Source organism: Salibacterium aidingense DSM 18341, from assembly GCF_000429685.1.
GTDB lineage: Bacteria > Bacillota > Bacilli > Bacillales > Marinococcaceae > Salibacterium > Salibacterium aidingense.
Window position 1 is genome coordinate 302,422 of record NZ_AUCI01000003.1, and the last position, 24,327, is coordinate 326,748.

The 24,327-nt window shown below is 44.5% G+C and carries 26 protein-coding genes and 1 tRNA gene; 10 read left to right on the top strand and 17 right to left on the bottom strand.

The genetic code is table 11. The annotated features are described in order from the left end of the window. Nucleotides 1–66: 66 nt before the first annotated feature. The 4 genes from G475_RS0105705 to G475_RS0105720 form a co-directional block, all read right to left on the bottom strand. Nucleotides 67–618 carry a polyadenylate binding domain-containing protein gene (locus tag G475_RS0105705; protein WP_026700462.1) on the bottom strand — a complete coding sequence of 184 codons (552 nt, stop codon included), beginning with the start codon at nt 616–618 and terminating at the stop codon, nt 67–69. 67 nt (nt 619–685) lie between these two features. Further along, nucleotides 686–1,438 carry a membrane protein insertase YidC gene (gene yidC, locus G475_RS0105710; protein WP_051302214.1) on the bottom strand — a complete coding sequence of 251 codons (753 nt, stop codon included), beginning with the start codon at nt 1,436–1,438 and terminating at the stop codon, nt 686–688. A gap of 36 nt (nt 1,439–1,474) precedes the next feature. Beyond that, on the bottom strand, nt 1,475–1,747 hold the full coding sequence (locus tag G475_RS0105715; protein ID WP_026700464.1) for a hypothetical protein: 273 nt from the start codon (nt 1,745–1,747) through the stop codon (nt 1,475–1,477). A 25-nt stretch (nt 1,748–1,772) separates the two neighbouring features. Then, nucleotides 1,773–2,408, bottom strand: coding sequence for a lytic transglycosylase domain-containing protein (locus G475_RS0105720; protein WP_026700465.1), 636 nt, complete (start codon nt 2,406–2,408; stop codon nt 1,773–1,775). 133 nt (nt 2,409–2,541) lie between these two features. On the opposite strand from G475_RS0105720, the gene G475_RS0105725 reads away from it, so the two are divergent. Continuing rightward, nucleotides 2,542–2,721, top strand: a complete 180-nt coding sequence (locus G475_RS0105725) for a YhzD family protein (RefSeq protein WP_026700466.1) — start codon at nt 2,542–2,544, stop codon at nt 2,719–2,721. 573 nt (nt 2,722–3,294) lie between these two features. Here the strand turns inward: G475_RS0105725 and G475_RS0105730 are convergent. The 3 genes from G475_RS0105730 to G475_RS0105740 all read right to left on the bottom strand — a co-directional run bounded on the left by G475_RS0105730 (nt 3,295) and on the right by G475_RS0105740 (nt 5,890). After that, nucleotides 3,295–4,134 (bottom strand): HAD-IIB family hydrolase, encoded by an 840-nt coding sequence (locus G475_RS0105730; protein ID WP_026700467.1) that lies wholly within the window; start codon nt 4,132–4,134, stop codon nt 3,295–3,297. Between the two features lie 173 nt (nt 4,135–4,307). Further along, a complete protein-coding gene (locus tag G475_RS0105735; protein ID WP_026700468.1) occupies nt 4,308–4,673 on the bottom strand; it encodes a YlbF family regulator in 366 nt (121 codons plus the stop codon). An 83-nt stretch (nt 4,674–4,756) separates the two neighbouring features. Continuing rightward, complete coding sequence (locus G475_RS0105740; protein ID WP_026700469.1) at nt 4,757–5,890, bottom strand: DUF445 domain-containing protein; 1,134 nt, start codon at nt 5,888–5,890, stop codon at nt 4,757–4,759. 110 nt (nt 5,891–6,000) lie between these two features. On the opposite strand from G475_RS0105740, the gene G475_RS0105745 reads away from it, so the two are divergent. Both G475_RS0105745 and G475_RS27525 read left to right on the top strand, forming a co-directional pair. Then, complete coding sequence (locus tag G475_RS0105745) at nt 6,001–6,228, top strand: DUF5342 family protein (protein WP_026700470.1); 228 nt, start codon at nt 6,001–6,003, stop codon at nt 6,226–6,228. A 76-nt stretch (nt 6,229–6,304) separates the two neighbouring features. After that, the gene (locus tag G475_RS27525; RefSeq protein ID WP_169728508.1) at nt 6,305–6,460 is read left to right on the top strand and encodes a hypothetical protein; all 156 of its coding nucleotides are present in this window, start codon (nt 6,305–6,307) and stop codon (nt 6,458–6,460) included. Nucleotides 6,461–6,572: 112 nt separating this feature from the next. Here the strand turns inward: G475_RS27525 and G475_RS0105755 are convergent, their stop codons facing one another. Then, complete coding sequence (locus G475_RS0105755) at nt 6,573–6,782, bottom strand: alpha/beta-type small acid-soluble spore protein (protein WP_026700471.1); 210 nt, start codon at nt 6,780–6,782, stop codon at nt 6,573–6,575. Nucleotides 6,783–6,868: 86 nt separating this feature from the next. Further along, nucleotides 6,869–8,815, bottom strand: a complete 1,947-nt coding sequence (locus tag G475_RS0105760; RefSeq protein ID WP_026700472.1) for an AMP-binding protein — start codon at nt 8,813–8,815, stop codon at nt 6,869–6,871. 300 nt (nt 8,816–9,115) lie between these two features. Here G475_RS0105760 and G475_RS24355 point away from each other — a divergent pair, with 300 nt between their 5' ends. Both G475_RS24355 and G475_RS0105770 read left to right on the top strand, forming a co-directional pair. Continuing rightward, nucleotides 9,116–9,673 (top strand): LemA family protein, encoded by a 558-nt coding sequence (locus tag G475_RS24355; RefSeq protein ID WP_035710306.1) that lies wholly within the window; start codon nt 9,116–9,118, stop codon nt 9,671–9,673. A 170-nt stretch (nt 9,674–9,843) separates the two neighbouring features. Then, nucleotides 9,844–11,079, top strand: coding sequence for an aminopeptidase (locus G475_RS0105770; protein WP_026700473.1), 1,236 nt, complete (start codon nt 9,844–9,846; stop codon nt 11,077–11,079). A 102-nt stretch (nt 11,080–11,181) separates the two neighbouring features. Here the strand turns inward: G475_RS0105770 and G475_RS0105775 are convergent, their stop codons facing one another. Further along, nucleotides 11,182–12,585 carry a SpoVR family protein gene (locus G475_RS0105775; protein ID WP_026700474.1) on the bottom strand — a complete coding sequence of 468 codons (1,404 nt, stop codon included), beginning with the start codon at nt 12,583–12,585 and terminating at the stop codon, nt 11,182–11,184. Nucleotides 12,586–12,740: 155 nt separating this feature from the next. Between G475_RS0105775 and G475_RS0105780 the strand changes: the two genes are divergently transcribed. Both G475_RS0105780 and G475_RS0105785 read left to right on the top strand, forming a co-directional pair. Beyond that, a complete protein-coding gene (locus G475_RS0105780; RefSeq protein WP_026700475.1) occupies nt 12,741–12,971 on the top strand; it encodes a hypothetical protein in 231 nt (76 codons plus the stop codon). Nucleotides 12,972–13,039: 68 nt separating this feature from the next. Further along, nucleotides 13,040–13,312 carry an acylphosphatase gene (locus tag G475_RS0105785; protein ID WP_026700476.1) on the top strand — a complete coding sequence of 91 codons (273 nt, stop codon included), beginning with the start codon at nt 13,040–13,042 and terminating at the stop codon, nt 13,310–13,312. A 77-nt stretch (nt 13,313–13,389) separates the two neighbouring features. On the opposite strand, the gene G475_RS0105790 is transcribed toward G475_RS0105785, so the two are convergent. The 3 genes from G475_RS0105790 to G475_RS0105800 all read right to left on the bottom strand — a co-directional run bounded on the left by G475_RS0105790 (nt 13,390) and on the right by G475_RS0105800 (nt 16,699). Continuing rightward, on the bottom strand, nt 13,390–14,217 hold the full coding sequence (locus G475_RS0105790; protein WP_026700477.1) for an arylamine N-acetyltransferase: 828 nt from the start codon (nt 14,215–14,217) through the stop codon (nt 13,390–13,392). A 101-nt stretch (nt 14,218–14,318) separates the two neighbouring features. Then, nucleotides 14,319–16,055 (bottom strand): phospho-sugar mutase, encoded by a 1,737-nt coding sequence (locus G475_RS0105795; RefSeq protein ID WP_026700478.1) that lies wholly within the window; start codon nt 16,053–16,055, stop codon nt 14,319–14,321. Nucleotides 16,056–16,159: 104 nt separating this feature from the next. Beyond that, the gene (locus G475_RS0105800; RefSeq protein ID WP_026700479.1) at nt 16,160–16,699 is read right to left on the bottom strand and encodes a glycerol-3-phosphate responsive antiterminator; all 540 of its coding nucleotides are present in this window, start codon (nt 16,697–16,699) and stop codon (nt 16,160–16,162) included. A gap of 175 nt (nt 16,700–16,874) precedes the next feature. On the opposite strand from G475_RS0105800, the gene msrA reads away from it, so the two are divergent. Next, complete coding sequence (gene msrA, locus G475_RS0105805; protein ID WP_026700480.1) at nt 16,875–17,390, top strand: peptide-methionine (S)-S-oxide reductase MsrA; 516 nt, start codon at nt 16,875–16,877, stop codon at nt 17,388–17,390. 96 nt (nt 17,391–17,486) lie between these two features. Continuing rightward, nucleotides 17,487–17,563: transfer RNA gene (locus tag G475_RS0105815), tRNA-Pro, on the top strand. Nucleotides 17,564–17,698: 135 nt separating this feature from the next. On the opposite strand, the gene G475_RS0105820 is transcribed toward G475_RS0105815, so the two are convergent. The 4 genes from G475_RS0105820 to G475_RS0105835 all read right to left on the bottom strand — a co-directional run bounded on the left by G475_RS0105820 (nt 17,699) and on the right by G475_RS0105835 (nt 22,215). Beyond that, complete coding sequence (locus G475_RS0105820) at nt 17,699–18,022, bottom strand: YbjQ family protein (protein ID WP_026700481.1); 324 nt, start codon at nt 18,020–18,022, stop codon at nt 17,699–17,701. A 69-nt stretch (nt 18,023–18,091) separates the two neighbouring features. Further along, nucleotides 18,092–19,258, bottom strand: coding sequence for a sporulation protein YhbH (gene yhbH, locus G475_RS0105825; protein ID WP_026700482.1), 1,167 nt, complete (start codon nt 19,256–19,258; stop codon nt 18,092–18,094). 386 nt (nt 19,259–19,644) lie between these two features. After that, nucleotides 19,645–20,196 carry a signal peptidase I gene (gene lepB, locus G475_RS0105830; protein ID WP_026700483.1) on the bottom strand — a complete coding sequence of 184 codons (552 nt, stop codon included), beginning with the start codon at nt 20,194–20,196 and terminating at the stop codon, nt 19,645–19,647. A 123-nt stretch (nt 20,197–20,319) separates the two neighbouring features. Continuing rightward, complete coding sequence (locus G475_RS0105835; RefSeq protein WP_026700484.1) at nt 20,320–22,215, bottom strand: PrkA family serine protein kinase; 1,896 nt, start codon at nt 22,213–22,215, stop codon at nt 20,320–20,322. A 223-nt stretch (nt 22,216–22,438) separates the two neighbouring features. Between G475_RS0105835 and G475_RS24360 the strand changes: the two genes are divergently transcribed. Beyond that, the gene (locus tag G475_RS24360) at nt 22,439–24,322 is read left to right on the top strand and encodes a transglycosylase domain-containing protein (protein ID WP_035710310.1); all 1,884 of its coding nucleotides are present in this window, start codon (nt 22,439–22,441) and stop codon (nt 24,320–24,322) included. Nucleotides 24,323–24,327: the final 5 nt, after the last annotated feature.

The window sequence follows — 24,327 nt, forward strand, 5'->3', positions numbered from 1 at the left end:
CGTGAACATACGCTCGTATATTTCGAATTAAAAAAAGAGCCTGCGTACACACACAGGCTCGATATTTTAAAATAAGGTGGAAAGGGCGACTAGAGCAGTTAACGGTAGAATTAGACGGCGGAACCTTGGACGCGGCCCATAGCCGTAACCGCCGTAGCCTCCATAGCCGCCGTATCCCCCGTAGCCTCCGAAAAACTGACGGTTCATCGGACCCGAGTGACAGCCGCACTGCTTCCCTTTAGGCATCGTTTGATCCATTGTCGGGCTTTGCATGCCCTGCACATTGTTAGGTGGATACTGCATGCCCTGCACATTGTTGGGTGGATACTGCATGCCCTGCACATTGTTGGGTGGATACTGCATGCCCTGCACGTTGTTGGGTGGATGCTGCATGCCCTGCACGTTGTTGGGTGGATGCATGCCCTGCACATTGTTCATCGGGCCGCCCTGCATACCCTGCATCATGTTATTATCATGGTTTTCCGGGATCATCATATACACGTTATTGTCGTCTACATTTTCAATATAACCTTCCACTTGTTCATTATTATTCGTCTGCACCCTTACGTAACGCCCTATATTTTGTTTACACATTTGGTGCATCTGCATAGGATTCATTTAACCATCCGCCTCCTTTTACATGGATATCATATTCAGGCAGGCGGGCTCATGTGCAGTAAATAATCTATTGATCGGAAGCCGTTTCCGTGCGGGCACGGTACTTGGAAAAATACATGGATTGAAAGATCATAAAGATACCTCCGGTAAACCAGTATAACGAAAGGGCAGAAGGAAGAGCCGCCCCTGCCGCAATGATCATGACCGGCATTAAATACATCATTACTTTCATTTGCTGCGGAGTATCCTTCATCGTAATTTTTGTCTGTAAAAACATAGCAGCTCCTGCAGCGACCGGTAAAATGAATAAAGGATCCGGCTGTCCCAGATCAAGCCATAAAAAACTGTGGTTGGCAATTTCCTCAGTACGGACAATTGCAAAATAAAATGCCATTAGAATCGGCATTTGTATAAGGACAGGCAGGCATCCCGCAGCCGGGTTTACTCCATTTTTCGAATACAGCTGCATCATTTCCTGCTGGAACTTTTGGGCCTGCTGCTGATTCTTGGTATCATATTTCTCCTTAAGCTTTTCCATTTCAGGCTGTAATTCACGCATCGCCACCGTACTTTTCTGCTGTTTCATAAACAGCGGAAGCAAGCATAAACGAATGACAAAGGTCATAAAAATAATAGCCATGCCATAACTTCCCTGAAACAAATCTGCCAGGTTGGTTAATACCCAGGAAAACGGGTAGACAAAAAAGTGATTCCATATGCCTTCACTTTCCGATGTAATCGGGTCACGATTCATACCGCATCCCGAAAGGAGAGTAGATAACGCCACAATGATAATGAATACTGTTCTTTTTTGAAGCAATGTTTCTTCCTTCCTCTCTCTTTATATTTGTTTGTTTTAGAGCAGAAGAATGAAAGAATAATACTCGTCATCATCGAGGTGATCTTTTAATGCTGGAATTTTTCTGCAGATAAAGATAAATAAAAATAAAGACAGAACAGGAACATGATCCCTTTGCCGGCGTTGGTCTATAATATAATGAGAATGGATCATCTGATTGGACGACCATGGTGTTATGCCGCCGTCCAGCACAGACCAGCCTGCGATATAAAAGACAGAGACGAGCAGAACCATCTCCAGAATATTGATATCAAACAGTATTTCCAGCATATCGTACCCTCCTTTTCCCGATTTTTTATTCTGCTGTTGTTTTTACAGCGTTATGATGTTTCTCATACTTTTCCGCATAGGAAAGTACCTCTTCCACATACCAATCGGCCTGATTATATTGGTGTAAGGCCTTCCTTAATTCTCCATCCGCTCCGCCATTAGCAGCCAGATAGTTTGCTGTTGAAAAAACAGCGTCCTCTATATTATATGGATCGGCTTCCCCGCTCCCATCGGCGTCCACTCCATATCCGCCATTGGCTTCGATCACATCCGTATCTGTCAAATCCTCTTCGGATATGTTCGCATCTCCTTTTCCGCCACAGCCGTCATAGCTCCATCCAACAAACGAGCAGGGCATGAATTGGGTATGACCGATAGCTCCTGCGGGGCTTTCAAGCTCGTCCATCGTGGAAAATATGGTTTCCACACGATGCACCGCTGCAAGGACTTCCCAGGAAACGCCGTAGGCTTGTTCTGCTTCTTTATAAATAGGGATATAGTTCTCAGGAATTTCCTTGTCATCAAACGGGGAGCTGCTTTGTTCCTGCGAAGAATCGGGTTGATCGGGCAGGCCTTTCCATAGAAGTGCAGCTGCGACCGCACTAATAATAACCATAACCACAGCTGACGGAATTGGCTTTTTCTCTTGCTTTTTTGCCAAACTCCCACCTCCCCTATTTCATCATAAACAATCCGCCTGAATTCATCCAGCGACAAATAGGTGAACAAACAATATATACGGCCTTGCCCAGGTTTTTGTTTCATCTTAAAATAATGGTAAGGGAGGGAGAGCGATGCAGTTTTATTTAACCGCGTATGCAGAAGATGGAAACCTTCTGCTTAACGAAATGTTTGAAAGCGGGGAAGAAAAAAAAGCAGTGCAGTATGGCAGACAACGCCTGGAAGAAGAAAACTGCTCCCGATGTACCCATCGTCTGACAAAAAACGGAGAGTTACTTTTATTTCATCGATAAGAACTTGGGGAACCCACAGGCTGCGGAACGGTCTTCGCTTTTTATTAAGTCATTGAGCCTATTCGTTTTGATGGAGCACCTTGCGGACATCTGTTCCGTTAAATGACAAAAAAAGGACCTTGGGATGCTTTTTTTGGACATTTATTCCGCTATCAAGGCTCCCAGACGCTTCTTTTATGCTAAAACAGGGAAATAACGGAACAAATGTCCCATTCCCTCTTCAAAAGGGGAAAAATCGAAGAAATAACGGAATAAATGTCCAACCGCTTTAGTAAAAACTTTTAATCCCCGTCATTAGATCCATAGCACGGGATCAGATCACCACACCTTCCTCTGAGTTGTATCAAAAGTGCGTTACATGCTGAGGCATCCGCTGCAGGTGGACGCTTGCCGCGGGCAGGGCCTCAGCTGCATCATTGGGGGAAGATCCGGCACGTCCTGGCGGGCGCCGATCTGACCCGCTTCCTGCGGGCCCAAACACCGTTTGATGGGAGCTTCGGCTGCTGCTTGCTTCGGTTACATTTTCTTTATCACAGGAAAGGAGCTGTACCTTTTGATACAGCCCCGCCTTTTTTATATCTCCACTCTCATTTGTTTACGAAAGACTTCCTTTACCATATAGGCCAGCCCGTTTTGATCATTGGATCTGGTTATCCAATCTGCATGCTGTTTTACTTCTTCCGGAGACTGTCCCATAGCAACCCCGATCTCTGCCAAATCAAGTGCCGGAGCATCAGCAGTACCAGATCCTATATATATGAGTTCTTCTCGTTGTATACCAAGCTCAGACATCAGCCAGGTCAACGCATGTTCTTTCGTGGCTTCCTCTTTCTTTATCGTTAAATGGTTCTGCTGCTGCTCAATTATAATTCCAGGTATTTCGTTTATTAATTCCAATCGGCAGTCCTCTGCGTCCTTTGTTTCTTCAAACTCCCCGAACAGCCGCAGCGCGGTCAGCTGTTTTTCAGCAACCGCAGAAGAAATCTGGTTCGTATATGTTTTTGGCTGAAACAGACCTTCGCCAAGGCTGAACTGTATTTTGCCGAGCATGTTATTAGTTGGCGGTTGTTTGTTCTCCCATTCATAATCCTGACTTTCCAGCTGAATCCGGCAGGGGTAGTTTTCCATACATGCGGCAGCATCATATACTAATTCAGCCGGCATTCTTGCTTCTAAAATCGAAGCTCCTGATAAACCGGCCAACAGGGCCCCGCCATGACAAATCATTTCATGCTCCATTTTTAAATGCTTGGCAACTTTTTTAGCTGCAGAGAAGCTCCGATTCGTTACAAGAACGGAGTATACCCCTTTATTGCGGACGAAATCAATTGCCTCTTTCGTTTCCCGGCTCATCCTGTCGTTTGATTTCAAAAGCACTCCGTCAATACTCATTGCAAGCAGTCGATATCCCACGTTATGTCCCTCCTTGGCACCTGGCCTGATCTACCTTTATCCTATGCGGGCCTGGCCGCCTTTAGAACACACATAACAGGAGAGGGATCGTGTGGATTTAGGAACTCAGTAAAAACTTATAACCGAAAAAACCGGCGGAGTTCTGCTCTCCCGCCGGTTTCTTATCTACGCTGTTACTGCTGGTCGTACTGATCTTCCGGAGAACCATATAGATCCTCTAATGGCTCTGTAATAATTTTATTTAGATCCTGTATGATCGTGCTCATCTGCTGTTCTACTTCCATCAGCTTTGAAATCACTTCATGCTGCTGAACCATTTCAAACTGCTTTTGAGCCTGGTTAATTTCTTCTTCCGAAGGTTGTTCCCCCTGCATTTGCTTCTGCTGCAGCTCCAGCTGCAGGGAACGGAAGTTATCAAGCATTCGTTTGGCAACTTCATCATTCTCTACTTCTTCGTGAAGGTTCTTCAAGTTTTGAAATTCGTCGCTGTCTCTTAATTCCTGAGACAAATCGCGTGCTTTGTCATATACACTGGACATTACATAGTCCTCCTTTTTACAATCTTCACCGAGCATAACATGAATGAAAGTCATAAATCATCCATTCTTGTTGATTCTTTTCTTTAAATAGAAAAAAGAAGGACAAGGATCCCTTGAAGTAAACCAATGATTCCTCCTAGAAACGCTCCCAGATACGTAATCATTTTAAACTCCCGGCGGGATATCGTAAGAACGAGGGCTTCCAGTCTGTCCACAGAAAAAGTGTCCACCTGGCCGCGAACAATGTCATCCAGTTTGAACTGCTCAAATATATAGGGAAGTCTGTCGATTAAAACGGACTGTCCTATTTTCACCATGCCGGGAACCCAGCGGTCCTTCAGGGTATTTTCAAAAAAAGGCGCCCAATCTGCCAGTGGAGCCTGCAGATTACGGTATATGCCGACTTCCCTTTTCAGAAATGCCGCCGCTTCCTCTGCCAATGTCTCCGTTGGCAGGGAAGAACGATAAAAACCTGTTGGTGTTTTCTTTATTTTTTCCCATTCGTCTACCAGCACATTTTTTAAAAAGGTTTGCGAAGCAGGATCCTCGAAAAACCGGACAATTTCAGGCTGAAGTTTTTCGATGATTTTATCGTTTCCAAACATGGAGCCTAAAAAATTCAGCATAGACCCTTTTCCCTGCAGAAATTTTTCCAAAAGCAGGTGCAGCTGGCGCTGTCCTTCCGTTCCTCTAAAAAATTCGGCTCCTTTTTCCGTTATTTTCTCAGCCAGAACAGGAACCATCTCATCTCCTTTTTGAATAAGGCGGGAAGGCAGTACATGCTGTAATGGAATATCGTGATATTCATCTAAAAACCCGTCTGCTTTCTTTTTTATCCATGTTTTCATCTGCTCGTCCAGATCTAACGGCTGATCACTGATATGACCTGCCAGCTCCATCACACTGGAATTACTTTGCAGAAGCGAAGTGATCTCCTCCGCCATCCAGCTCGTCATTTTATCACGGAATCCGTTTTCCCGGATTTTTTCAAGAATGCGTTCCGGTGTAAGTAAATGGTTAACGACCATCTTTCCCATCTGCTCGGCCAACTCCCCCCGTCGTTTCGGGATGAGCCCAGGTGTAAAAGGCAGCCGCCATTTGCCAATATAGACGGCCTTATACGGGCGAAACAGCATTTTTATAGCCAGTGAATTGGTGACTCCACCAATAATTGCTCCAATTCCTATCATTACCGCTATTAACATCAGAGCTCCCATTTTTATTCTCCTTTATATTGACAACTCATTCTCCTACGACCATTATTACCTTATCAAGTTGTTTCAGCAAGAGCAAGCAATGCAGGAAACCTGAAAAGGAGGCGGATACATTGATAACTCATTTTCAGTGGGAGCCGAGAAGAAACGATTGGTGGAAAAAAGAATGGGGATTTTCCTTTTATTATCAAGGGAAGTATTTTAGAGGCAGGTATTACAATGATGGAACGATAGACTGGCTCGGGACCGGCCCGGAAAAATCTGATAAAGCCGTGCTGGAAAATCAGATTCATGATCTTATTCTATACCATGTTCTTGAAGACCATCATCCCCGTTCGTAAATGTCCCTGATCTCCCATGAACTGCCTCTCATGTTCAAAACACGGACAGGGTAACATAAAACCGGGAGGGAGCATGATGAAAAATCAAGAACACACCGAGAATTATGAAATGGACGAAGACCGCATGATTAATGAAGGGCTGGCAGGCGGTACCGTGCGTCAGGTTTATGATACTCCTCAAATAGAAAATGCAAGAAAACTAAAGAAAGAGAAACCTCCCCATCGTCAATAATATTTGCGGCCTGGTATTCCGCCAGGCTTTTTTTTGGGGTAACACAATAAGGGGGCTGTCCGGGTGACGCAGCGCGTCACCTTTAGACAGCCCCTCCAGCCATCATATTAAATTACTGTTGCGGACCTTGGCCGCCCATTTGCTGTTCAGCCATTTGGACAAGACGCTTTGTGATTTCCCCTCCAACAGAACCATTAGAACGGGAAGTAGCGTCAGCACTAAGCTGAACCCCGAATTCCTGTGCAATTTCAAATTTCATTTGATCCAGGGCTTGTTGTACGCCTGGCACTACCAATTGATTAGAGCTGTTATTGTTGGCCATGTGTCTCACCTCCTCGTTGTATCTATAGTTTGTATCGAATTTCTTACACTATGCTTTTTAAAAAATAGTAAATTTAGGTAATCCACTTAATCTCCCGTCCTGAGCGTTTTAATTTCTTCTATGGATGTTGGATTTTCTAAGGAAGATAAGTCACCGGCCTCTTTGTGCAGATAGGCTGCTTTTATTGCCCGGCGCATTACTTTAGCGTTTCTCGTTTTCGGAAGCGCAGAAACAAAATGCACAAAAGCCGGCCTAAAGGATTTTCCTATTTTGTCAGCGCACCATTGTATCAATTTTTTTTTCAGCTCGACTCTACCGTCTCTTTCCGGATATAATACGACAAAACAAACAGCCTCTTCTCCTTTCAAGCTGTCCGGCACTCCGATCACGCCCGCTTCCTGCACTTCAGGATGCGCCACCAGAACTGATTCAAATTCAGCCGGTCCTATCCTTTTTCCGGCAATATTTAAAATATCATCCGAGCGTCCGGTTATTTTCCAAAATCCATGTTTATCCTTGATGGCCCAGTCTCCATGGACCCAGCAGTCCTCCCATCTGTTCCAAAATGTTTCTTCATATCGTTTCGGTTCTTTCCAAAACCCTTTGGTCATCCCAACCCAGGGCTGTGTAATCACCAGTTCTCCCACTTCGTCTGTTACGGAAGTCCCCTGTTCATTAAAAACCCTGGCCGCCATCCCCGGCAGAGCCGCATTAAACGTGGCAGGGCCGATTGGTTTCACAAGAACATTGCCTAAAATGCCGCCGGAAATCTCTGTACCGCCAGAATAGTTAAAAATCGGTACTTGTTTCTTTCCTACGCTTTCATACAGCCATTTCCAAGGTTCTGGATTCCATGGTTCCCCCGTCGATGCGATGATCCGAAGCGAAGAAAAGGGACGGGCTGGTACATATTCATTTCCATATTTCATTAGAGCGCATATTAACGTTGGGGATATCCCTGCGTGGGTAATGTTATTCTTTTCGATCATCTTCCATATACGGGAAGGATCGGGATAATCAGGCGTTCCTTCATACATAAAAAGGGCGGCACCATTTAACAGCGCACCATAAACCAAAAAGGGTCCCATCATCCATCCCATATCTGTCTGCCAAAATAGAAGATCTTCGTTTTTTACATCCATCCCTATCCCGGCATCAAATGCTGCTTTTACTGGAAAGCCGGAATGGGTATGCACCGTTCCTTTTGGTTTTCCTGTCGTACCGGACGTGTAGATTAACATCAGCGGATCAGAGCTCTTCATTTCCTCCATATCAGCCGAAGGAAAAGAAGGAGCGGTCAGTTCCTTCCATGTTTTATCTGTTTGACTGTTCCAATTCACCTGGCTCTGCAAATGTTCAACCATAATAAGAGAAGTGGTGGAGCTCGATTTTTTGGCGGCTTGATCCGCTTCTTCTTTCATGTTCACTTGTTTGCCCCGTCTTGTATAACCATCAGCTGTAATAATCATTTTAGATTGAGATGCCTTTAGTCTCGCCGCCACCGCTTCCGCCCGGTAGCCAGAAAATACGGGCGAAAATACAGCTCCAATTTTTGCGGCCGCCATCATAGCAATAACAGTTTCCGGGATCATCGGCATGTAAAGTGTTATCACATCTCCTTTAGAAATACCGCTGTTTTTTAATCCATCTGCCGCCTGATCTACTTCCCGGCGCAGCTCGGAAAAAGAAAATCTTCGACAGCTTCCATCCTCGCCCTCCCACAGTAAAGCTGTTTTGTCTTTATTTTTCTCCTGTAAGGCCCACTTATGAACAGCATTGTGGGCGGTATTGATTAATCCCCCTCTATACCACTCGGGCCAAGCCTTTCCATTTGTTATATCCACCGTTTGCTTATAAGGATGAAACCATTCTATACTAAGTTTCTTTTCAGCTTCGCTCCAGAACCAGGAGATATCTTCTATACTTTGATGCCAAAAGGAATCGTAATCTTCAAAACCTAATTCTTTCATCCACTGATACAGCCTGGTTTTTTGAATAAAAGCTCGGTCAGGAAACCATACCGGTTCTTCCATATTCCTGCCCCTCTCTTTTAAAATAATATAATGAAAGCGATTTCTTATGATTTGTAAACATTATAATAAGGGTATGAGTAAACCGTCAATTGTAGTAACTATGCAGAAATATCTCGAGGTATGATAAGGCATCCTGTATAAGCAGAGTGTTTCGGACGCAGGACAAAGTTGGAAAAAGAAACCGGTCCGGCTTACTTATATAATCCAAGCATGGTATACTAACAGGAAGAATATATTATATACTGGACCAGTTACATACACGTTTAAACTGGGTAAACTACCGACAAAGGAGGGCGGCCCATGTCCATATTCAGCTTTATTCTTGGAATTGCTATTATTGTTGCGTTAGTCTGCTGGATCGTCGGCTATAACGCACTGATTAAATTTTTAAGCTGGGTGGAAGAAGCCTGGGCTCAGATTGATGTCCAATTGCAGCGGCGCATGGATTTAATCCCGCCGTTAATTGATACCGTGCAGCAGTATGCCAAGCACGAACAGCAGACGTTGGAAAGGGTAGTGGAATTGAGAAGCCAGCTCACTTCGCCTGATACAACACGAGTAGAGCAGCTGAAGGCGAATGATTCGTTAAGCAAAGCGCTGGACACATTATTTGCTTTAAAGGAAGATAATCCAGAACTTCAGCAGGATGAAGAGTTTTTGTATTTGGAAAAAAATATTCAGGATGCGGATCAAAAAATCCAAAGGTCTGTTACCATTTATAATAATACGGTCCAAAAGTATAACACGAAAATTCATTCTATACCGGCCAATTTTGTTGCGAATGTCCACAACTTTAAAGAAAGGGAGCAATTGAATCTCCCGTCCTATACCAATAAAGATATCAAATTGTCTTCATAATGGAGAATCACCTTTTCTAAGGAAGAAAGGTGATTTTTTTTCGTGCATTCGTATATAATAAGTCACAGATTTTCCCGGCACGACTGCTTTTCTTCCGACTTTCTAATGGAGATATGTTACAATGTTTCACAGAAGATGACAGTTATTACATTAAGGCAAGGAGAATGATAATGGACAGTTTTGAAAAAAAATTCAATAATTATGCAGATCTGGCTGTTAAAAAGGGAGTAAATATTCAAAAGGGGCAGACTTTATTTATTTCCGCCCCCATCACTTCTGCAGAATTCGTTCGGACGTTGGCCAGGAAAGCATATGACGCCGGCGCAAAAAACGTTCATGTAGACTGGGTTGATGAAACATTAACACGGATCAAGTATGATAAAGCACCGCAGGAGGCCTTTCAGGAATTTCCGAGCTGGGTGGCCAAAGGCCGGGAAGAGCTTGCAGAAAACGGGGCTGCGTTTATTACCGTGAAATCGACAGATCCGGACCTTTTAAAAGGTGTCGATTCCCAAAAGATTGCAGATGCCAACAAAGCGGCTGGAGAAGCGATGGATACCTTCCGTTCTTATATTCAATCGGATATGGTGAGCTGGCTTGTCATCGCCACTCCTTCCCCCGGCTGGGCCAAAAAAGTATATCCGGACGAGAACCCCCGGGAGGCGGAAAGTAAATTATGGGACGCCATTTTTAAAGCGGTTCGGGCCGATGTAGAAGATCCAGTGGCAGCATGGGACGAACATGATAAAATGCTGCGGGAAAAAGCCTCCTTTTTAAATGATAAACGATACAGTGAACTGCAGTACAAAGCACCGGGAACAGATTTGTCGATTACGCTACCGGAGAAGCACGTATGGGTTGGAGGCGGAAGCCCAAACAAAAACGGTGTTCATTTCATCGCGAATATGCCAACAGAAGAAGTATTTACCGTGCCGCATAAAACCGGGGTGAATGGTCATGTAACGAATACAAAACCGCTCAATTACAGTGGAAATGTCATTGATGGGTTTACGATTCATTTCAAGGATGGAAAAATTACGGACTACGAAGCGGAAGAAGGGGAAGAAACGTTAAAAACGTTAATTGAAACCGATGAAGGATCTCATTATTTGGGAGAAGTTGCCCTTGTTCCCCACAGCTCTCCGATTTCCCAGTCCGGCGACCTATTTTACAACACTTTGTTTGATGAAAATGCTTCCAGTCATTTAGCAATAGGCAGTGCTTATGCTTTTTGTATAGAAAACGGGCCCGATATGACAAAAGAAGAAAAAGAAGAACACGGCCTCAATTCCAGCATTACCCATGTCGATTTTATGGTCGGCAGCGGGGACATGGACATTGACGGCATTTTACCGGACGGTACATCGGAACCAATCATGCGCAAGGGAGAATGGGCGCTGAAATAAGCGATTAGTACTAAGAAAAACGGAGCTTGGGCCGATCCGTCTGCTCAAGCTCCGTTTTATTTTATTCTAGTGAGATACCCTCCGGGCCTCCAGATATCCCATTTAGAGTGATTTTCTGTATACTTTTCTGCCATTGTAATAAAAAAGGGCTGGTTTTTCTTCCAGGACAGTTTCTACATATACGGTCCTTCCCCAGAGCTGGTATATATAAGGAAGTGTTTTTTCCAGGTACGCAACATCCAGTTCTTCCTCCTCATACCGGTGAGTAATATATAACTCGCCTTTTTTCTCATAGTCTCCATCTGTCACGACAAGATATGGAAAGCCACCATTCACCCTGGAACGGATAAGCTGATCTTTCACACTGTTCCATTCCTTATCCACGATGGTATAGTCCCTGCCCTGCTTTTGGAACACATACATATCTTCCTGCTGGACAAGTTCTTTTGTTACGTAGTTCCGTATGAACGATGTATCCGATTCGAGCTCCCGGACTTCAAAAACTTTTTCCCGGCCGCTGCCGGGGACTACCCCGAATTGTCTCAATTTTTCGTCCGGGTTGTTATAACGCGCTTCAATGCTTTCAAATAGCTTTAACCCAAGATGATAGGGATTAATGGTCGTTTTGGAAGGTTGGATGACACTCGCATTCAGCTTTGCAAACTCAATACTTTCCTCCGCTGACAAGTCCAGTTCCCTTAATATCCGGGCGTGCCAAAAGGACGCCCATCCTTCATTCATGATTTTTGTTTCAAGCTGCGGCCAGAAATACAGCATCTCCTCTCTCATCATCGTCAAAACATCGCGCTGCCAGTCTTCCAGCTCTCTGCTGTGTTCCTCGATAAACAGCAGAAGGTCTTTTTCCTGATGTTTAGGAAATGTATTCTTCTTTTTCGGGGGCGGTTCCGGTTTCTTCTCTCCAATATTCCACAAGTCGGCGTAGGGGCCTTCCGGTATTGATGCCCCATCGGCTTCCTCTTCTTCCTCCCCTTCAGCTTCCCGCCGGATTAAACTGGGGTCAATGTGTTCCTGAATAGAAAGGACGGCGTCCAAAAACGATTCGACTTCCTGTTTTCCATAAATCCGTTCATAATACGAAATACGCTCCGCAGCCGCTGCCATGCTTTCCACCATGTCTTTTCTTGTATTGGCAAAACGAATGTTATTTTTAAAAAAGTCACTATGGGCGAGCACATGGGCAACAATCAACTTATTTTGAACCAAAGAATTACTGTCTAATAAAAAAGCGTAGCACGGGTCGGAGTTAATAACCAGTTCATAAATTTTACTTAAGCCCAGATCATAATGTAATTTCATTTTGTGAAACTGTTTTCCAAAGCTCCAGTGCGAGTATCGGGTGGGCATCCCGTAAGCGCCGAACGTGTATATAATATCCGCCGGACAAACTTCATACCTCATCGGATAAAAATCAAGGCCAAAATGTTGGGCGACTTCCGTGATTTTTTCAATTGAATACTGCAGTTCTTTTTCTTCCGCCTTATTCACGGTTTCCCCTCCTTCCACCTTCTTACCCCTACTATATGAAAGCAAAAAAAAAGCATGAATCCCGAACGGAACTTTTCTCTTTATTGAAGGATAGAGCAAGGACAAGGTAAAATAATAATAGATAGGTCAGCACTAATGAAATCAGGTGATATCCAGTGGAACTTGTTCAGTGTAAAAAAGATGTAGTAAAAAAACTTGGAGCAGATTTTGTAGAAATCGATCCACCTCAGATTCTCTTTAAAGCCAACAATTTTTACCCTGCTTTTCAGGATCAATACGGCTCCTGGCTTTCCACCGACGAAGAGGGGGAAGCCCATGTTATCTCGGAAACGGCGGAGAATGTAGAAGCCGATCCCTGGTTTGGCGTTTACTTTAAAAAGGTATAGAAGGGACAGAACGCACCGCTTGTCTTCTGTTCGACATAAAAGGATTTTTCATACAAGGAGGCGGGATGATGGTAAAACGACATATGATTGTCCATGGAAGAGTACAGGGAGTGGGCTTTCGCCAGTTCACCACCACAGAAGCTCAAAAGACCGGTGTCAAAGGATGGGTCCGGAATAAAACGGATGGTACGGTGGAGATAAAAGCAGAAGGGAGCGAGGAGGAAATGTCAGCCTTTATAGAAACAATAAAGGAAGGCCACCGTTTTGCTTCCGTTTCCAATGTCGATATTTCGCCTGCGGAGGAGGTGGAACACGGCGGTTCCTTCACTGTCCATTATTAGCAAAAAAGGCGGCGGGAGAAGCCGTCTTTTTTTGGCAGGATACGAAGAAAGATTAGCTTCGATTGGAATAGCAGTTTTCAATCCTGAAAAATATCTATCCCTTTATTTTCTAAGATATGCACGGCATCCATAGCGGGAAGCTCCGGCATTCGGAACTCTTCCATTAATACTTGATGAAGCGCCTTTTTATCCGTAAGATGTCTGGTCAAAACAGCACCGTTGGCATGCCGGATATTAAATTTTCGGTTCACGAGGGAAAGACCGCGCCGGTTCCCCGGTTCCCAAAGCTGGCAGCGCAGCATGTTCATAAATAACGCATCCTGTTGAAATGTCGAGGCCACCCATGGTTCAAAGTCTTCCATAGTCATTTTATCAAAGACAGAAAAAGTCCATTTTTTATCCGTGATATGTCCGCCTCTGGTACGGATATACGTATAGGTTCCCGTTTCCGCTCCAGGCAGGAACAACAGCCGTTCTCCGGCAAAAGGCGGAATCGAATGCTTCCTTCCGTGGAACGGAATGGGATCGAACAATGGAGCCGTGGTCCCAACATCTACATACAATAAGTTGTGGTCGGATTCCGGATCCTTTATCACCACAGCCATGTGCTCCTCGCCGGGCCGGATCAGGTAGCCTTCAAACCCGAGAGCACAAAGCAGCTGATATAAACTGGAATTGAGAGCAAAACAGGTGCCGCCCGTCTGATGCTTGTGATGCGATTCCAGGAACTGTTCTACCGTGGGGATAGAATCTCCCTGCTTCTCTGCCATCAACAACTTGCTGATATTTTCAAAAGGAAATGTACGGACATGGGCCCGGATAATCTTTTTTAAGTATTTTCTGGACGGCCGTTCGTTATTTATGTTTAATGTTTGTAAATAGGTATTGAGCCAGGCAGTTGACATGGTGTGCTCCTTTAATGGTTGTAACACGGTATCGTACTTTTCATTTTAACAAACAACTTTAGAAAAAACTCCGGAATGTCTTGATTTCCGGAGTTAAGATTTTATGAATATTGGTGGGCTTTCTCCATTACTTCTCTTTTTAGCTGCTGCAGTTTTTCTTCTGCTTTCTCTTCGGTGTTTTCCTTGACCCCGAAATAAAATTTGATTTTCGGCTCCGTGCCGGAAGGACGAATGCAGCACCAGGACCCATCTGCCGCGATATATTTTAATACATTGGACACCGGCAGTTCTATTTTTTCTTTTCTGCTCTCCTGCACATACGCGCGTTCTTGTGTCTGATAATCTTCTATAACAGCCACCTCTTGTTCGTTTAACATTTCCGGCGGGGACTCCCGGAATTCTTTCAGAAGGGTCTCGATTTTCCTAACCCCTTCGATTCCCTTCAACGTAAGAGAGTCCAGTGTTTCCTTATAACAGCCGTATTTTTCGAAAATATCGCCCAATCCATCGTGAAGCGTTTTTCCCTGCATTTTATACCAAAGAGCCATTTCCGCTGCGGTCAAGGCAGCCTGGACCGCATCTTTGTCACGGACAAACTCACTGATCAAATAACCGTAGGATTCTTCATACCCAAACTGAAATTGATAGGAACCATTCTGCTCAAACTGTTTAATTTTTTCGCCGATAAATTTAAAACCAGTCAGCGTGTCCAGGATCGTCTGCCCGTAATGCTCGGCAACAGCCCGTCCTAATTCTGACGTGACGATCGTTTTCATCACAATTCCATTTTCCGGAAGTGTCTTCTGCTCCCAACGCTGAGACAGGAGATATTCAAGCATTAATGCCCCGGTCTGATTTCCGGTCAGCAGTTCATACTTCCCGTTGGGATCAAGTGCTGCGATGCCGATTCGGTCTGCATCCGGATCTGTAGCAATAAGGATATCCGCCCCATGCTGTTTCCCTTCTTCTATTGCTGCATCAAAGGCAGCTTTTTCTTCTGGATTCGGACTGTTTACCGTGGAAAATTCAGGATCCGGCATAGCCTGTTCCTGGACAAGATGCACATTAGGAAAGCCACTTGTTTCCAAAAGGCGGGTCACGGGGATGTTAGCTGTCCCATGAAGCGGGGTGAACACAATCGACAGGTTCTCTCCTTTTTCCTGCACCAGTTCAGGGTTCATCATAATGGTCTGCAGTTCATTATTGTAGGCATGGTCAATCTCTTCCCCAATTACCTTCAGCAGCCGGGAGGCCTTTAACTCATTTTCATCTGCTGTCTCTACCGCCAGTTCATCTTTGACGGATTCTACTTTTTCGATCAGCTCTTTTGCCGGTTCCGGGGGAACCTGTCCCCCATCCTCTCCATAAACTTTAAACCCATTATACTCGGGAGGGTTATGGCTTGCGGTAATCATAATCCCCGCAAACGCCTGCAAGTAACGAACAGCATAGGACAATTCAGGGGTGGGACGGAGTTCCTGAAAAATGTACGACTGAATGTGATGGGCCCCCAGTGTCAGGGCTGCCTCCATGGCAAAATCGTAAGAATAGTGTCGGGAGTCGAACGCAATTACTACGCCCTTTTCTTTTGCTTCGCTCCCATGATCCTCTATGTAGCGGGCCAGTCCTTCCGCAGCTCTGCGGATTGTGTAGCGGTTCATGCGGTTGGTCCCCGGGCCTATTTCTCCGCGCATGCCGCCTGTACCAAACTCCAAATATTTATAAAAACTGTCTTCGAGAACAGCCTCATCCCCCTCTATTGAAGCAAGCTGTTCCTTTAACTGTTTATCGAGTCCTACTGCTTCTTTCCAACGATTCCAATGCTCTCTCCAATGCATTTCTATCGGTTCCTTTCCTATCCAAAATTACCTGCACTTCCTGCTTTCTGCCTACCCTTCTGCCTAATTATGGCTATACCCTTCCCCTGCTGATTAAAAACCCCTCACCATAGTTCCTTCCGGGTCGTGGTAATAGCGACTGCCCCCGCCTCCATGGCTTCCGCCGCCTCCTGTTCATTTCTTATAAATCCTCCGGCGATAAGCGGAATCTGCGTTTTTTCTGCTATTTCCCTGATAATGTCAGGAACCCGGCCGGGAAGAACCTCTATCACATCCGGTTTCACCTCTTCCATGATTTTATAACTTGTTTCCAGCGCACTGGAGTCAATAAGAAATAAGCGCTGTACCGTCAACAGCCCATGTTTTCTTGCCGTAATTAAAACCTGCTTCCGTGTCGATATCAAACCATGCGGACGTATCTGCTGGCAGAGAAACTGGGCCGCTGATTCATCATGGCCGAGCCCCTGTATCAAATCCGCATGGATAATCAGTTTTTTTCCAGCCCTGTAGGCCATCTGTTTCATGCTCTTCAACTGCGTGAGCCTGGAATTAAGCAGTATAAGGTAAGTATGATTCCCTTCTACGATGTTTTCAAATTCCTTTTCTGATCTTGCCGCTGGTATAATTTTCTCTTCCTGAAACATAAAGGTATCCTTTCTATCACGAACTGTATCTGTTTCTATCTTAAAAAAAATAACATGACTTTTCCACTTTAAATATGATTTTTGGCTTATTTGTTTGGTTCTTCCTAATATGCTCTGCTATAATTCCTACGTATTCTTTTTTGAAGGAGGGCGTTGTATGGAAGCAGAGCAAAATATTCAGAAGGCTGCCTTTGCCGGAGGCTGTTTCTGGTGTATGGTAAAACCATTTGATGAAATGGACGGAATCATCAGCATTATTTCAGGCTACACCGGAGGGCATACGGTAAATCCGTCTTACGAAGAAGTAAAATCTGGAGAAACCGGGCATCGGGAAGCGGTTCAGATAGAGTTTGATGCAGATGTATTTCCGTATGAAAAACTGCTGTCGTTATATTGGCCGCAGATCGATCCTACCGATAACGGCGGGCAGTTTCATGACCGGGGGCCTCAGTATAGAACAGCTATCTTTTACCATAATGACGAACAAAAACAGCTTGCCGAAAAAACCAGACAGGAAATCGCCGACAGCGGACGTTTCAAAAGGCCGATTGTTACTGAGATCCTTCCAGCTTCCGACTTTTATCCAGCCGAAACGTACCATCAGGATTTTTATAAAAAGCAGAAAAAAGCTTATCTGGAAGACCGCAGAGAATCCGGACGGGACGAGTTTATTAATAAATACTGGCGTTAATTGTTTTCAGGTGTTTTCCATGTTCATGAAAAACACCTGAATAAAGGATTGAAATAAAAGGATATTTGTAATAAAATAATTCTTGTCTGAGAAAAACGGGATGTAGCTCAGCTTGGTAGAGCACAGGCATGGGGTGTCTGGAGTCGCAGGTTCAAATCCTGTCATCCCGACCAAAACGTAATCATATTCGGGCGCCTTTCAATAAAGGGGCTCTTTTTTATTGGATTTTGGGCTTGCTTCATTGTTATCAAACTTGATTTACGCTTTTAAAACGAAAAAAGGATGACGATCTCATCCTTTTTTCAGTGTTATCCGCGTTTCCTGATCTTGACTGCAGTGCCGAACACCATCACTTCGGAGGTGCCGTTCATGATGGAGGAAGAAGAATAGCGGACACCGACGATAGCCTCTGCCCCCCATTCTTCCGCCTTTTCTATCATTTCTTTTTCGGCGTCATGGCGCGCCTCTAGAAACATTTCTTCATATTCCTTCATTTTACCGCCGACCATCGAACGGAATCCGCCGATAAAATCCTTTCCCAGGTGCTTTGCCCGCACCGTGTTTCCTTTTACAATCCCAAGCGCTTCTGTTATTTCATATCCCGGAATCTGTTCCATCGATACAATAATCACAGCCATCCCTCCGTATAGTTTGCAGGTCTGTTATTATAGACGAACGAAGGGCCGGTTTGGTTTCAACACTCAGGCATATTCCGGTTCCTTTTTGGAAAAGAACCATTTTAATGCTTCAAACACATCGGCATTGTTTTTTAAAATATAATAACGAAATCGTTCATCCTCTATCTTGCGGTAAGACTGCAGCAACGTGGAATGCCGCTGGTATTGATTTACCTCCGCATACCCGACCATACTGGATAATTCCATTAATTCGTTAATCAAACGCAGACATTTTGGATTATCGGAGGTTAAATTGTCTCCATCTGAAAAATGAAAGGGGTAAATATTATACAGAGCCGGGGGATAGTGCTCCTCAATGGTATGCAGAGCCTTCTCATAAGCAGAGGAACAAATCGTACCGCCGCTTTCTCCTTTCGAGAAGAAATTCTCTTCACTGACGATTTTCGCTTCTGTGTGATGGGCGATAAATTCAATCTCCACAGTTTCGTATTTTGTCCGTAGAAAACGAACCATCCAGAAGAAGAAACTTCTCGCCATGAATTTTTCCCATCGTCCCATGCTGCCTGAAGTGTCCATCATTGCCAGAATTACGGCTTTGGATTCAGGCTGGACTTTTTCATTCCACGTTTTAAAACGGAGATCTTCATTATAGATTGGATTGATCTTTGGTTTTCCTTCCAGGGCATTTCGCTTAATCGCAGAAAGAATCGTTTTTCGTTTATCAATATTGCCCATTAAGCCTTTTTTTCGGATATCATTGAATTCAATGTCTTCCACAATGAGATCGTCTTGTTCTTTCTCCTGCAGATTGGGCAGTTCCATTTCATTGAATAACAATTTTTCCAGCTCGGCAATGGAAACCTCTGCTTCATAATAATCATCTCCTGCTTTATCGCCGGGTTTTGACCCCTTTCCTGCTTTTTTATCCCCGCCTCCGGGTTCCCGGGCGATGACATCCCCTTCCTGACTGCTGCCGTCCCCCTGTCCGGCATATTTATTATTTTCATTATTATAGCGGATTTTATATTCATCCACAGAACGTATAGGGATACGTACGACATCCCGGCCGTTAGACATGACAATATCTTCCTCTGTAATTAAATCAGGAAGGTTTTTCCTGATAGCTTCCTGCACTTTTTCCTGGTGACGCCGTTGGTCTTGATAACCTTTGCGGTGAAGGGACCAATTTTCCTTTGAGATGACAAAATTGCGGTTTTCTTTTCCTGACATTATATAGGGCCCCCTTTCCCTGATTGCCCCATAAAAGGGTGGATATAATATCCTATGCGGGAAAGACAGGATATTTGCAAAATTATTCTGACTAAAATACAAGCACATCAGGGAATGGCTGCGCCTTCCCAGGCAAGTCTCCCTGTTTATCTCCTGTAATCAAAGGTATGCTTTTTAAAGCCTCCGCTGCAGGTAAAAATACTCCAGAGCAAAAGGACTTCCGGTGGCGGGATTACCTGCTGCGTAAAGGAGCAGCAGGGTTTTACATAGAAGAATAGAAGATCTATCTGTACGCTGTCTCTTCTTCCCAGCGGGCAGTGTAACAGCTTCTTCTTTACTTTCTAATAATAGAAAAAGGCTGCCTTTGGAGACAGCCCCTGTTCCTATTATCTCATGACGGTGAATTCATCCACCGGCCAGTATCGGATGTTGGCTTTGCCGACAACTTCCTCGAGGTTAATAAACCCAAGCTGCCTGCTGTCCATACTATTCTGCCGATTGTCCCCCAGCACAAATATTTTTCCTTCCGGCACCGTTTCTTCTCCCGTCACATCTTCCAGTGTGAAATCAGATGTGAAATCTTCGGCTTCGGTTTGCTTCTTGTAAGGAGTCAGGTATTCTTCTTCCTGGGCCTGCCCGTTCACATAAAGGGTATCATCTTCGTATCTTATGTGATCGCCCGGGAGGCCGATAACCCGCTTGATATAATCACTTTCCTTATTAGCATGAAATACAATGAGATCAAAGCGGTCCGGTTCTGAAAATTCATAGCCTATTTTATTAATAATCAGTCTTTCTCCATTTTCAATCGTAGGCATCATTGATTCGCCATGAACCATGTAATTGGCAAAGAAAAAAGTTCGTACGATTAAAACGATAATAATAACAACAGCAAATGTTTTTACCCAATCCCATATTTCTCTGGCTAGATTATTCATTCGTACTCCACCATCCTATCTATTATAATGTACCATGCTTCAACAGCATCAGCAATTAATGAAATGGCGGAGTTATGTAAAAACCCTGTGTCCCAGCCCGGAACACAGGGAGTCGGTCATGATTCAGCGGTTTAACAGACTGCCGACATAACGGAGTAACTCATTGGCAGACACGGAGTTATAACCGTGTTCATCAATCAGTCTTGCGATGACCTCATTGATTTTCTTCAGCTGAGATTCATCTGGTGTTTTGGTGGAGGTTGTAATTTTAACGACATCTTTCAGGTCGGCAAATAGTTTTTGCTGAATTGCTTCTCTCAGCCGCTCATGAGAGTTGTAATCGAATTTTTTCCCTTTTCTCGCATACGCGGAAATACGGATCAGGATTTCTTCACGAAACGCCCTTTTGGCGTTTTCTGAAATGCCGATCTGTTCCTCAATCGATCGCATTAATTTCTCGTCAGGACTCATTTCTTCCCCGGTCAGAGGATCTTTTATTTTATTTTTATTACAATAAGCTTCTACATTATCCAGATAATTGTCCATTAAGGTTTTCGCCGATTCCTCGTAAGAGTAAACAAAGGCTTTCTGCACTTCTTTTTTAGCCGCTTCGTCATACTCTTTGCGTGCCGCTGCAATAAAATCTAAGTACCTTTCTTTATCTTCATCGGAAATGGAGGCATGTTGATCCAGGCCGTCCTTTAAGGATCGGAGCACATCCAGCGCATTGATGGACTGCACGTCTTTTCGGATAATGGCGGAGGAAATCCGGTTAATAACATATCGAGGATCGATGCCATCCATCCCTTCGTCCTGATATTCTTTTTTCAGTTCTTCAACATCCTGCTCTTTAAAACCTTCCAATTCTTCCCCGTCATACAGTTTCATCTTTTTCACTAGGTCCACACTTTGATTTTTTGGTTCTTTCAGCCGCGTTAATATGGAAAAAATTGCAGCCGTCCGAAGGGCGTGCGGGGCAATATGAACATTTGCCATGTCACTTTTGTCTATCATCTTCTCATATATTCTCTCTTCCTCCGTCACCTTCAAATTGTATGGAATATTCATAACAATGATTCTGGAATGCAGGGCTTCATTCTTTTTATTATTGATAAATGCTTTATATTCCGCTTCGTTGGTATGCGCCACAATCAGCTCATCGGCTGAAATCAGGGCGAAACGTCCAGCTTTAAAATTCCCTTCTTCACTTAACGAAAGCAGGTGCCAGAGAAATTTCTCATCGCATTTCAGCATCTCCTGAAACTCCATAATTCCCCGATTCGCTTTGTTCAATTCTCCATCAAACCGGTAGGCCCGCGGGTCTGATTCCGAACCATATTCAGCAATGGTAGAAAAGTCGATGCTGCCTGTCAGATCGGCAATATCCTGTGACTTGGGATCAGAAGGGCTGAAGGTTCCCACACCGATACGTTTATCCTCTGAAAAAAAGATCCGCTCCACCATCACATCTTCTATATTGCCGTTGTATTCTTTTTCCAGGCGCATCATGTTTAAAGGGGATAAATGCCCTTCCACCGATATTCCATATTCCTCATAAAAATCTTCACGCAGATGCGGGGGTATCAAATGCAGAGGATCTTCATGCATCGGACAGCCTTCAATGGCATACACCGCCCCTGCATCCGTTCTTGTATACTGTTCCAGCCCCCTTTTCAGCATGGTTACAATGGTGGATTTCCCGCCGCTGACAGGGCCCATCAGCATTAATATTCTCTTTTTCACATCAAGTCTGCGGGCGGCCGAATGAAAATATTCTTCTACCAGCTTTTCCAGTGATTCTTCAAGACCAAAAATATCATCCCCGAAAAACTTATACATTTTTTGATTATCTCTTTCGACGACTCCGGCATCTTTAATCATATTGTATACACGGGAATGAGAGGTCTGGGCGATATGAGGATATTCTTTCACCAATTCTAAATATTCTTTAAATGTCCCTCTCCATTCCAACTGTTTTTCATTTTCCCGGTGCTCGCGAATTTTATTTATAATCTCCAACGTTCGAGCCTCCCCTTTCATCCATGATAAAGTGTAAAGAAAGCAGAACTATCTGCTTTTTGGTTTTGTCCGCTTATTACTTTATTTCTATGCGGAAAAAAGCGGAACATAACCGCCGTCTTTTGCCGATATAAACAAGGAAAGGAATCATACAGGGTAACTTCCATGATAGGGGGTTTTTATCTCCTGGATGTAAAAGTAATAACAAGAAAGAGGGAACATCATGAGAACAGCAATGGGCTATCTGTTTATCGCCGGTTTTATGGTTGTGTTTTCTTTCTTTCTGCTTGGACTTCTGGAGGAAGAGAAGGAAGCAAAATCCTTAGAAGCCATGCTGGAAGAGGAAGCAGCAATAGACGAAGTATCCATCCCAAGAAACAGTTATATGTATGATAAAAACGGCGGGCTTATCACAGAACTCTCTGCAGAAACAGACCGGCGCTATATCCCGTTTGAGGATATTCCCCATTATGTGAAACAGGCTTTTTTGTCCACAGAAGATCAGCATTTTTTTGAGCATGAAGGAGTAGATATAGCTGCAGTCGGCCGTGCTCTAGCAGTAAATACAAAGACCGGAACTATTGAAGAAGGTGCCAGTACGATTACCCAGCAAGTTGTCCGGAATCTATACTTGTCGCACGAACAATCGTACAACCGTAAATTAAGCGAAGTCCTCTATTCTTATCAAATGGAAAAAGAATACTCCAAGGAAGACATTCTGGAGTTTTATATCAATTCCATTTACTTTCAAAATGGCATTTATGGATTTGAAACGGCCAGCCGGCGTTATTTCGGTAAATCAAGCAGGGAACTGAGTCTGGCTGACATTGCGTTTCTTGCTGCCATCCCAGCTAACCCGGAGCATTATAACCCTTTAACCAAAAAAGAAAATACAAAACTGCGGCAGGAATGGATTCTAGAAAAAATGAAAGAAACCGGCGCCATTTCAGAGAAAGAGAAAAAAGAAGCCAAACAGCAGCCGATTTCGCTTTCCTACAGAGAGAAAAAGGAGGCTTACCCTGATTACAGTGTGTATGTGGAAGAGGAGCTGAAACAGTTAATTGCTTCCAAGGAAGGATATCAAAGCCGTATTAATAAAGCAGAAGGTGGGGAAAAAGAGGAGCTGAAAGAAGCGCTGAACCAAAGAGTACAAGACGTTCTGGAATCGGGTATACATATTGAAACTTCGTTAGACCCCGTCCTTCAGGAACACGTCACCTCCACCATGAATCAGGAATTAAAAGGAACAGACGTGCAGGGCGCCGCGGTCGTAATCGATCACGCGACCCACCGTATTGCCGCCATGAGCGGAGGACGGAATTATCGTAAATACGATTTTAATCGGGCGTTTCAAGCGTTTCGTCAACCCGGCTCCGCCATCAAACCGCTGCTTGTATTCGGTCCTTATTTAGATACAACCAGGACGGGCAGAAAAACTCAGGTCAGCTCCGACCCATACTGCCACAACACCTATTGTCCTAAGAATGCGGGCGGCGGATTCCACGGATATGTCAGCCTTGAAACAGCGTTTGCCCAATCCTATAATACAGCAGCTCTGCGATTATTTGAACAAACCGGTATCGAGGTCTCGTTTTCTTATCTGGAAAAAATCGGATTATCAAAACTGCAGTCTTCGGATCATCAATTAGCGGCGGCCTTAGGCGGGCTCTCCCAAGGGGTTTCCCCTCTGGAACTCACAAGGGGGTATACCGTGTTTTCCAACCAGGGATCCTATACTCCTTCCCGGGCCATTCGAAAAGTGACAGATGGAAACGGACATGTGCTTTATGCGTGGAGCAGTAAAAGCCGGCAGCTATGGGAAGAAGAAACGAATCAAAAATTAAGACACATGATGCGGAGGGTAATGACGGAAGGAACAGGGCGCGCCGCTGCTATTGAATCAGAGGAATGGAGGGGAAAAACAGGGACTACAAACAGCTACCGGGATCTTTGGTTCGTCGGATACAACCAGCGGTATACGGCAGGCGTATGGCTTGGTAAAGATCAGCCCGCCTCCCTTCAGGGACTGGGCCCCAGCCCCCACCTCCAGCTCTGGAAACAGATCGCCCTCCGGCTGAAGGCAGAAAACGAGGACGAGTCTTATTAGAGAGT

What these genes read in the sequence shown, in the direction of transcription:
- G475_RS0105705 (WP_026700462.1), bottom strand. Translation starts at nt 618, where the DNA reads ATGAATCCTATGCAGATGCACCAAATGTGTAAACAAAATATAGGGCGT.
- G475_RS0105715 (WP_026700464.1), bottom strand. Translation starts at nt 1,747, where the DNA reads ATGCTGGAAATACTGTTTGATATCAATATTCTGGAGATGGTTCTGCTC.
- G475_RS0105725 (WP_026700466.1), top strand. Translation starts at nt 2,542, where the DNA reads ATGCAGTTTTATTTAACCGCGTATGCAGAAGATGGAAACCTTCTGCTT.
- G475_RS0105735 (WP_026700468.1), bottom strand. Translation starts at nt 4,673, where the DNA reads ATGTCCAGTGTATATGACAAAGCACGCGATTTGTCTCAGGAATTAAGA.
- G475_RS0105740 (WP_026700469.1), bottom strand. Translation starts at nt 5,890, where the DNA reads ATGGGAGCTCTGATGTTAATAGCGGTAATGATAGGAATTGGAGCAATT.
- G475_RS27525 (WP_169728508.1), top strand. Translation starts at nt 6,305, where the DNA reads ATGAAAAATCAAGAACACACCGAGAATTATGAAATGGACGAAGACCGC.
- G475_RS0105755 (WP_026700471.1), bottom strand. Translation starts at nt 6,782, where the DNA reads ATGGCCAACAATAACAGCTCTAATCAATTGGTAGTGCCAGGCGTACAA.
- G475_RS0105760 (WP_026700472.1), bottom strand. Translation starts at nt 8,815, where the DNA reads ATGGAAGAACCGGTATGGTTTCCTGACCGAGCTTTTATTCAAAAAACC.
- G475_RS24355 (WP_035710306.1), top strand. Translation starts at nt 9,116, where the DNA reads ATGTCCATATTCAGCTTTATTCTTGGAATTGCTATTATTGTTGCGTTA.
- G475_RS0105770 (WP_026700473.1), top strand. Translation starts at nt 9,844, where the DNA reads ATGGACAGTTTTGAAAAAAAATTCAATAATTATGCAGATCTGGCTGTT.
- G475_RS0105785 (WP_026700476.1), top strand. Translation starts at nt 13,040, where the DNA reads ATGGTAAAACGACATATGATTGTCCATGGAAGAGTACAGGGAGTGGGC.
- G475_RS0105790 (WP_026700477.1), bottom strand. Translation starts at nt 14,217, where the DNA reads ATGTCAACTGCCTGGCTCAATACCTATTTACAAACATTAAACATAAAT.
- G475_RS0105795 (WP_026700478.1), bottom strand. Translation starts at nt 16,055, where the DNA reads ATGCATTGGAGAGAGCATTGGAATCGTTGGAAAGAAGCAGTAGGACTC.
- G475_RS0105800 (WP_026700479.1), bottom strand. Translation starts at nt 16,699, where the DNA reads ATGTTTCAGGAAGAGAAAATTATACCAGCGGCAAGATCAGAAAAGGAA.
- yhbH (WP_026700482.1), bottom strand. Translation starts at nt 19,258, where the DNA reads ATGTCAGGAAAAGAAAACCGCAATTTTGTCATCTCAAAGGAAAATTGG.
- lepB (WP_026700483.1), bottom strand. Translation starts at nt 20,196, where the DNA reads ATGAATAATCTAGCCAGAGAAATATGGGATTGGGTAAAAACATTTGCT.
- G475_RS24360 (WP_035710310.1), top strand. Translation starts at nt 22,439, where the DNA reads ATGAGAACAGCAATGGGCTATCTGTTTATCGCCGGTTTTATGGTTGTG.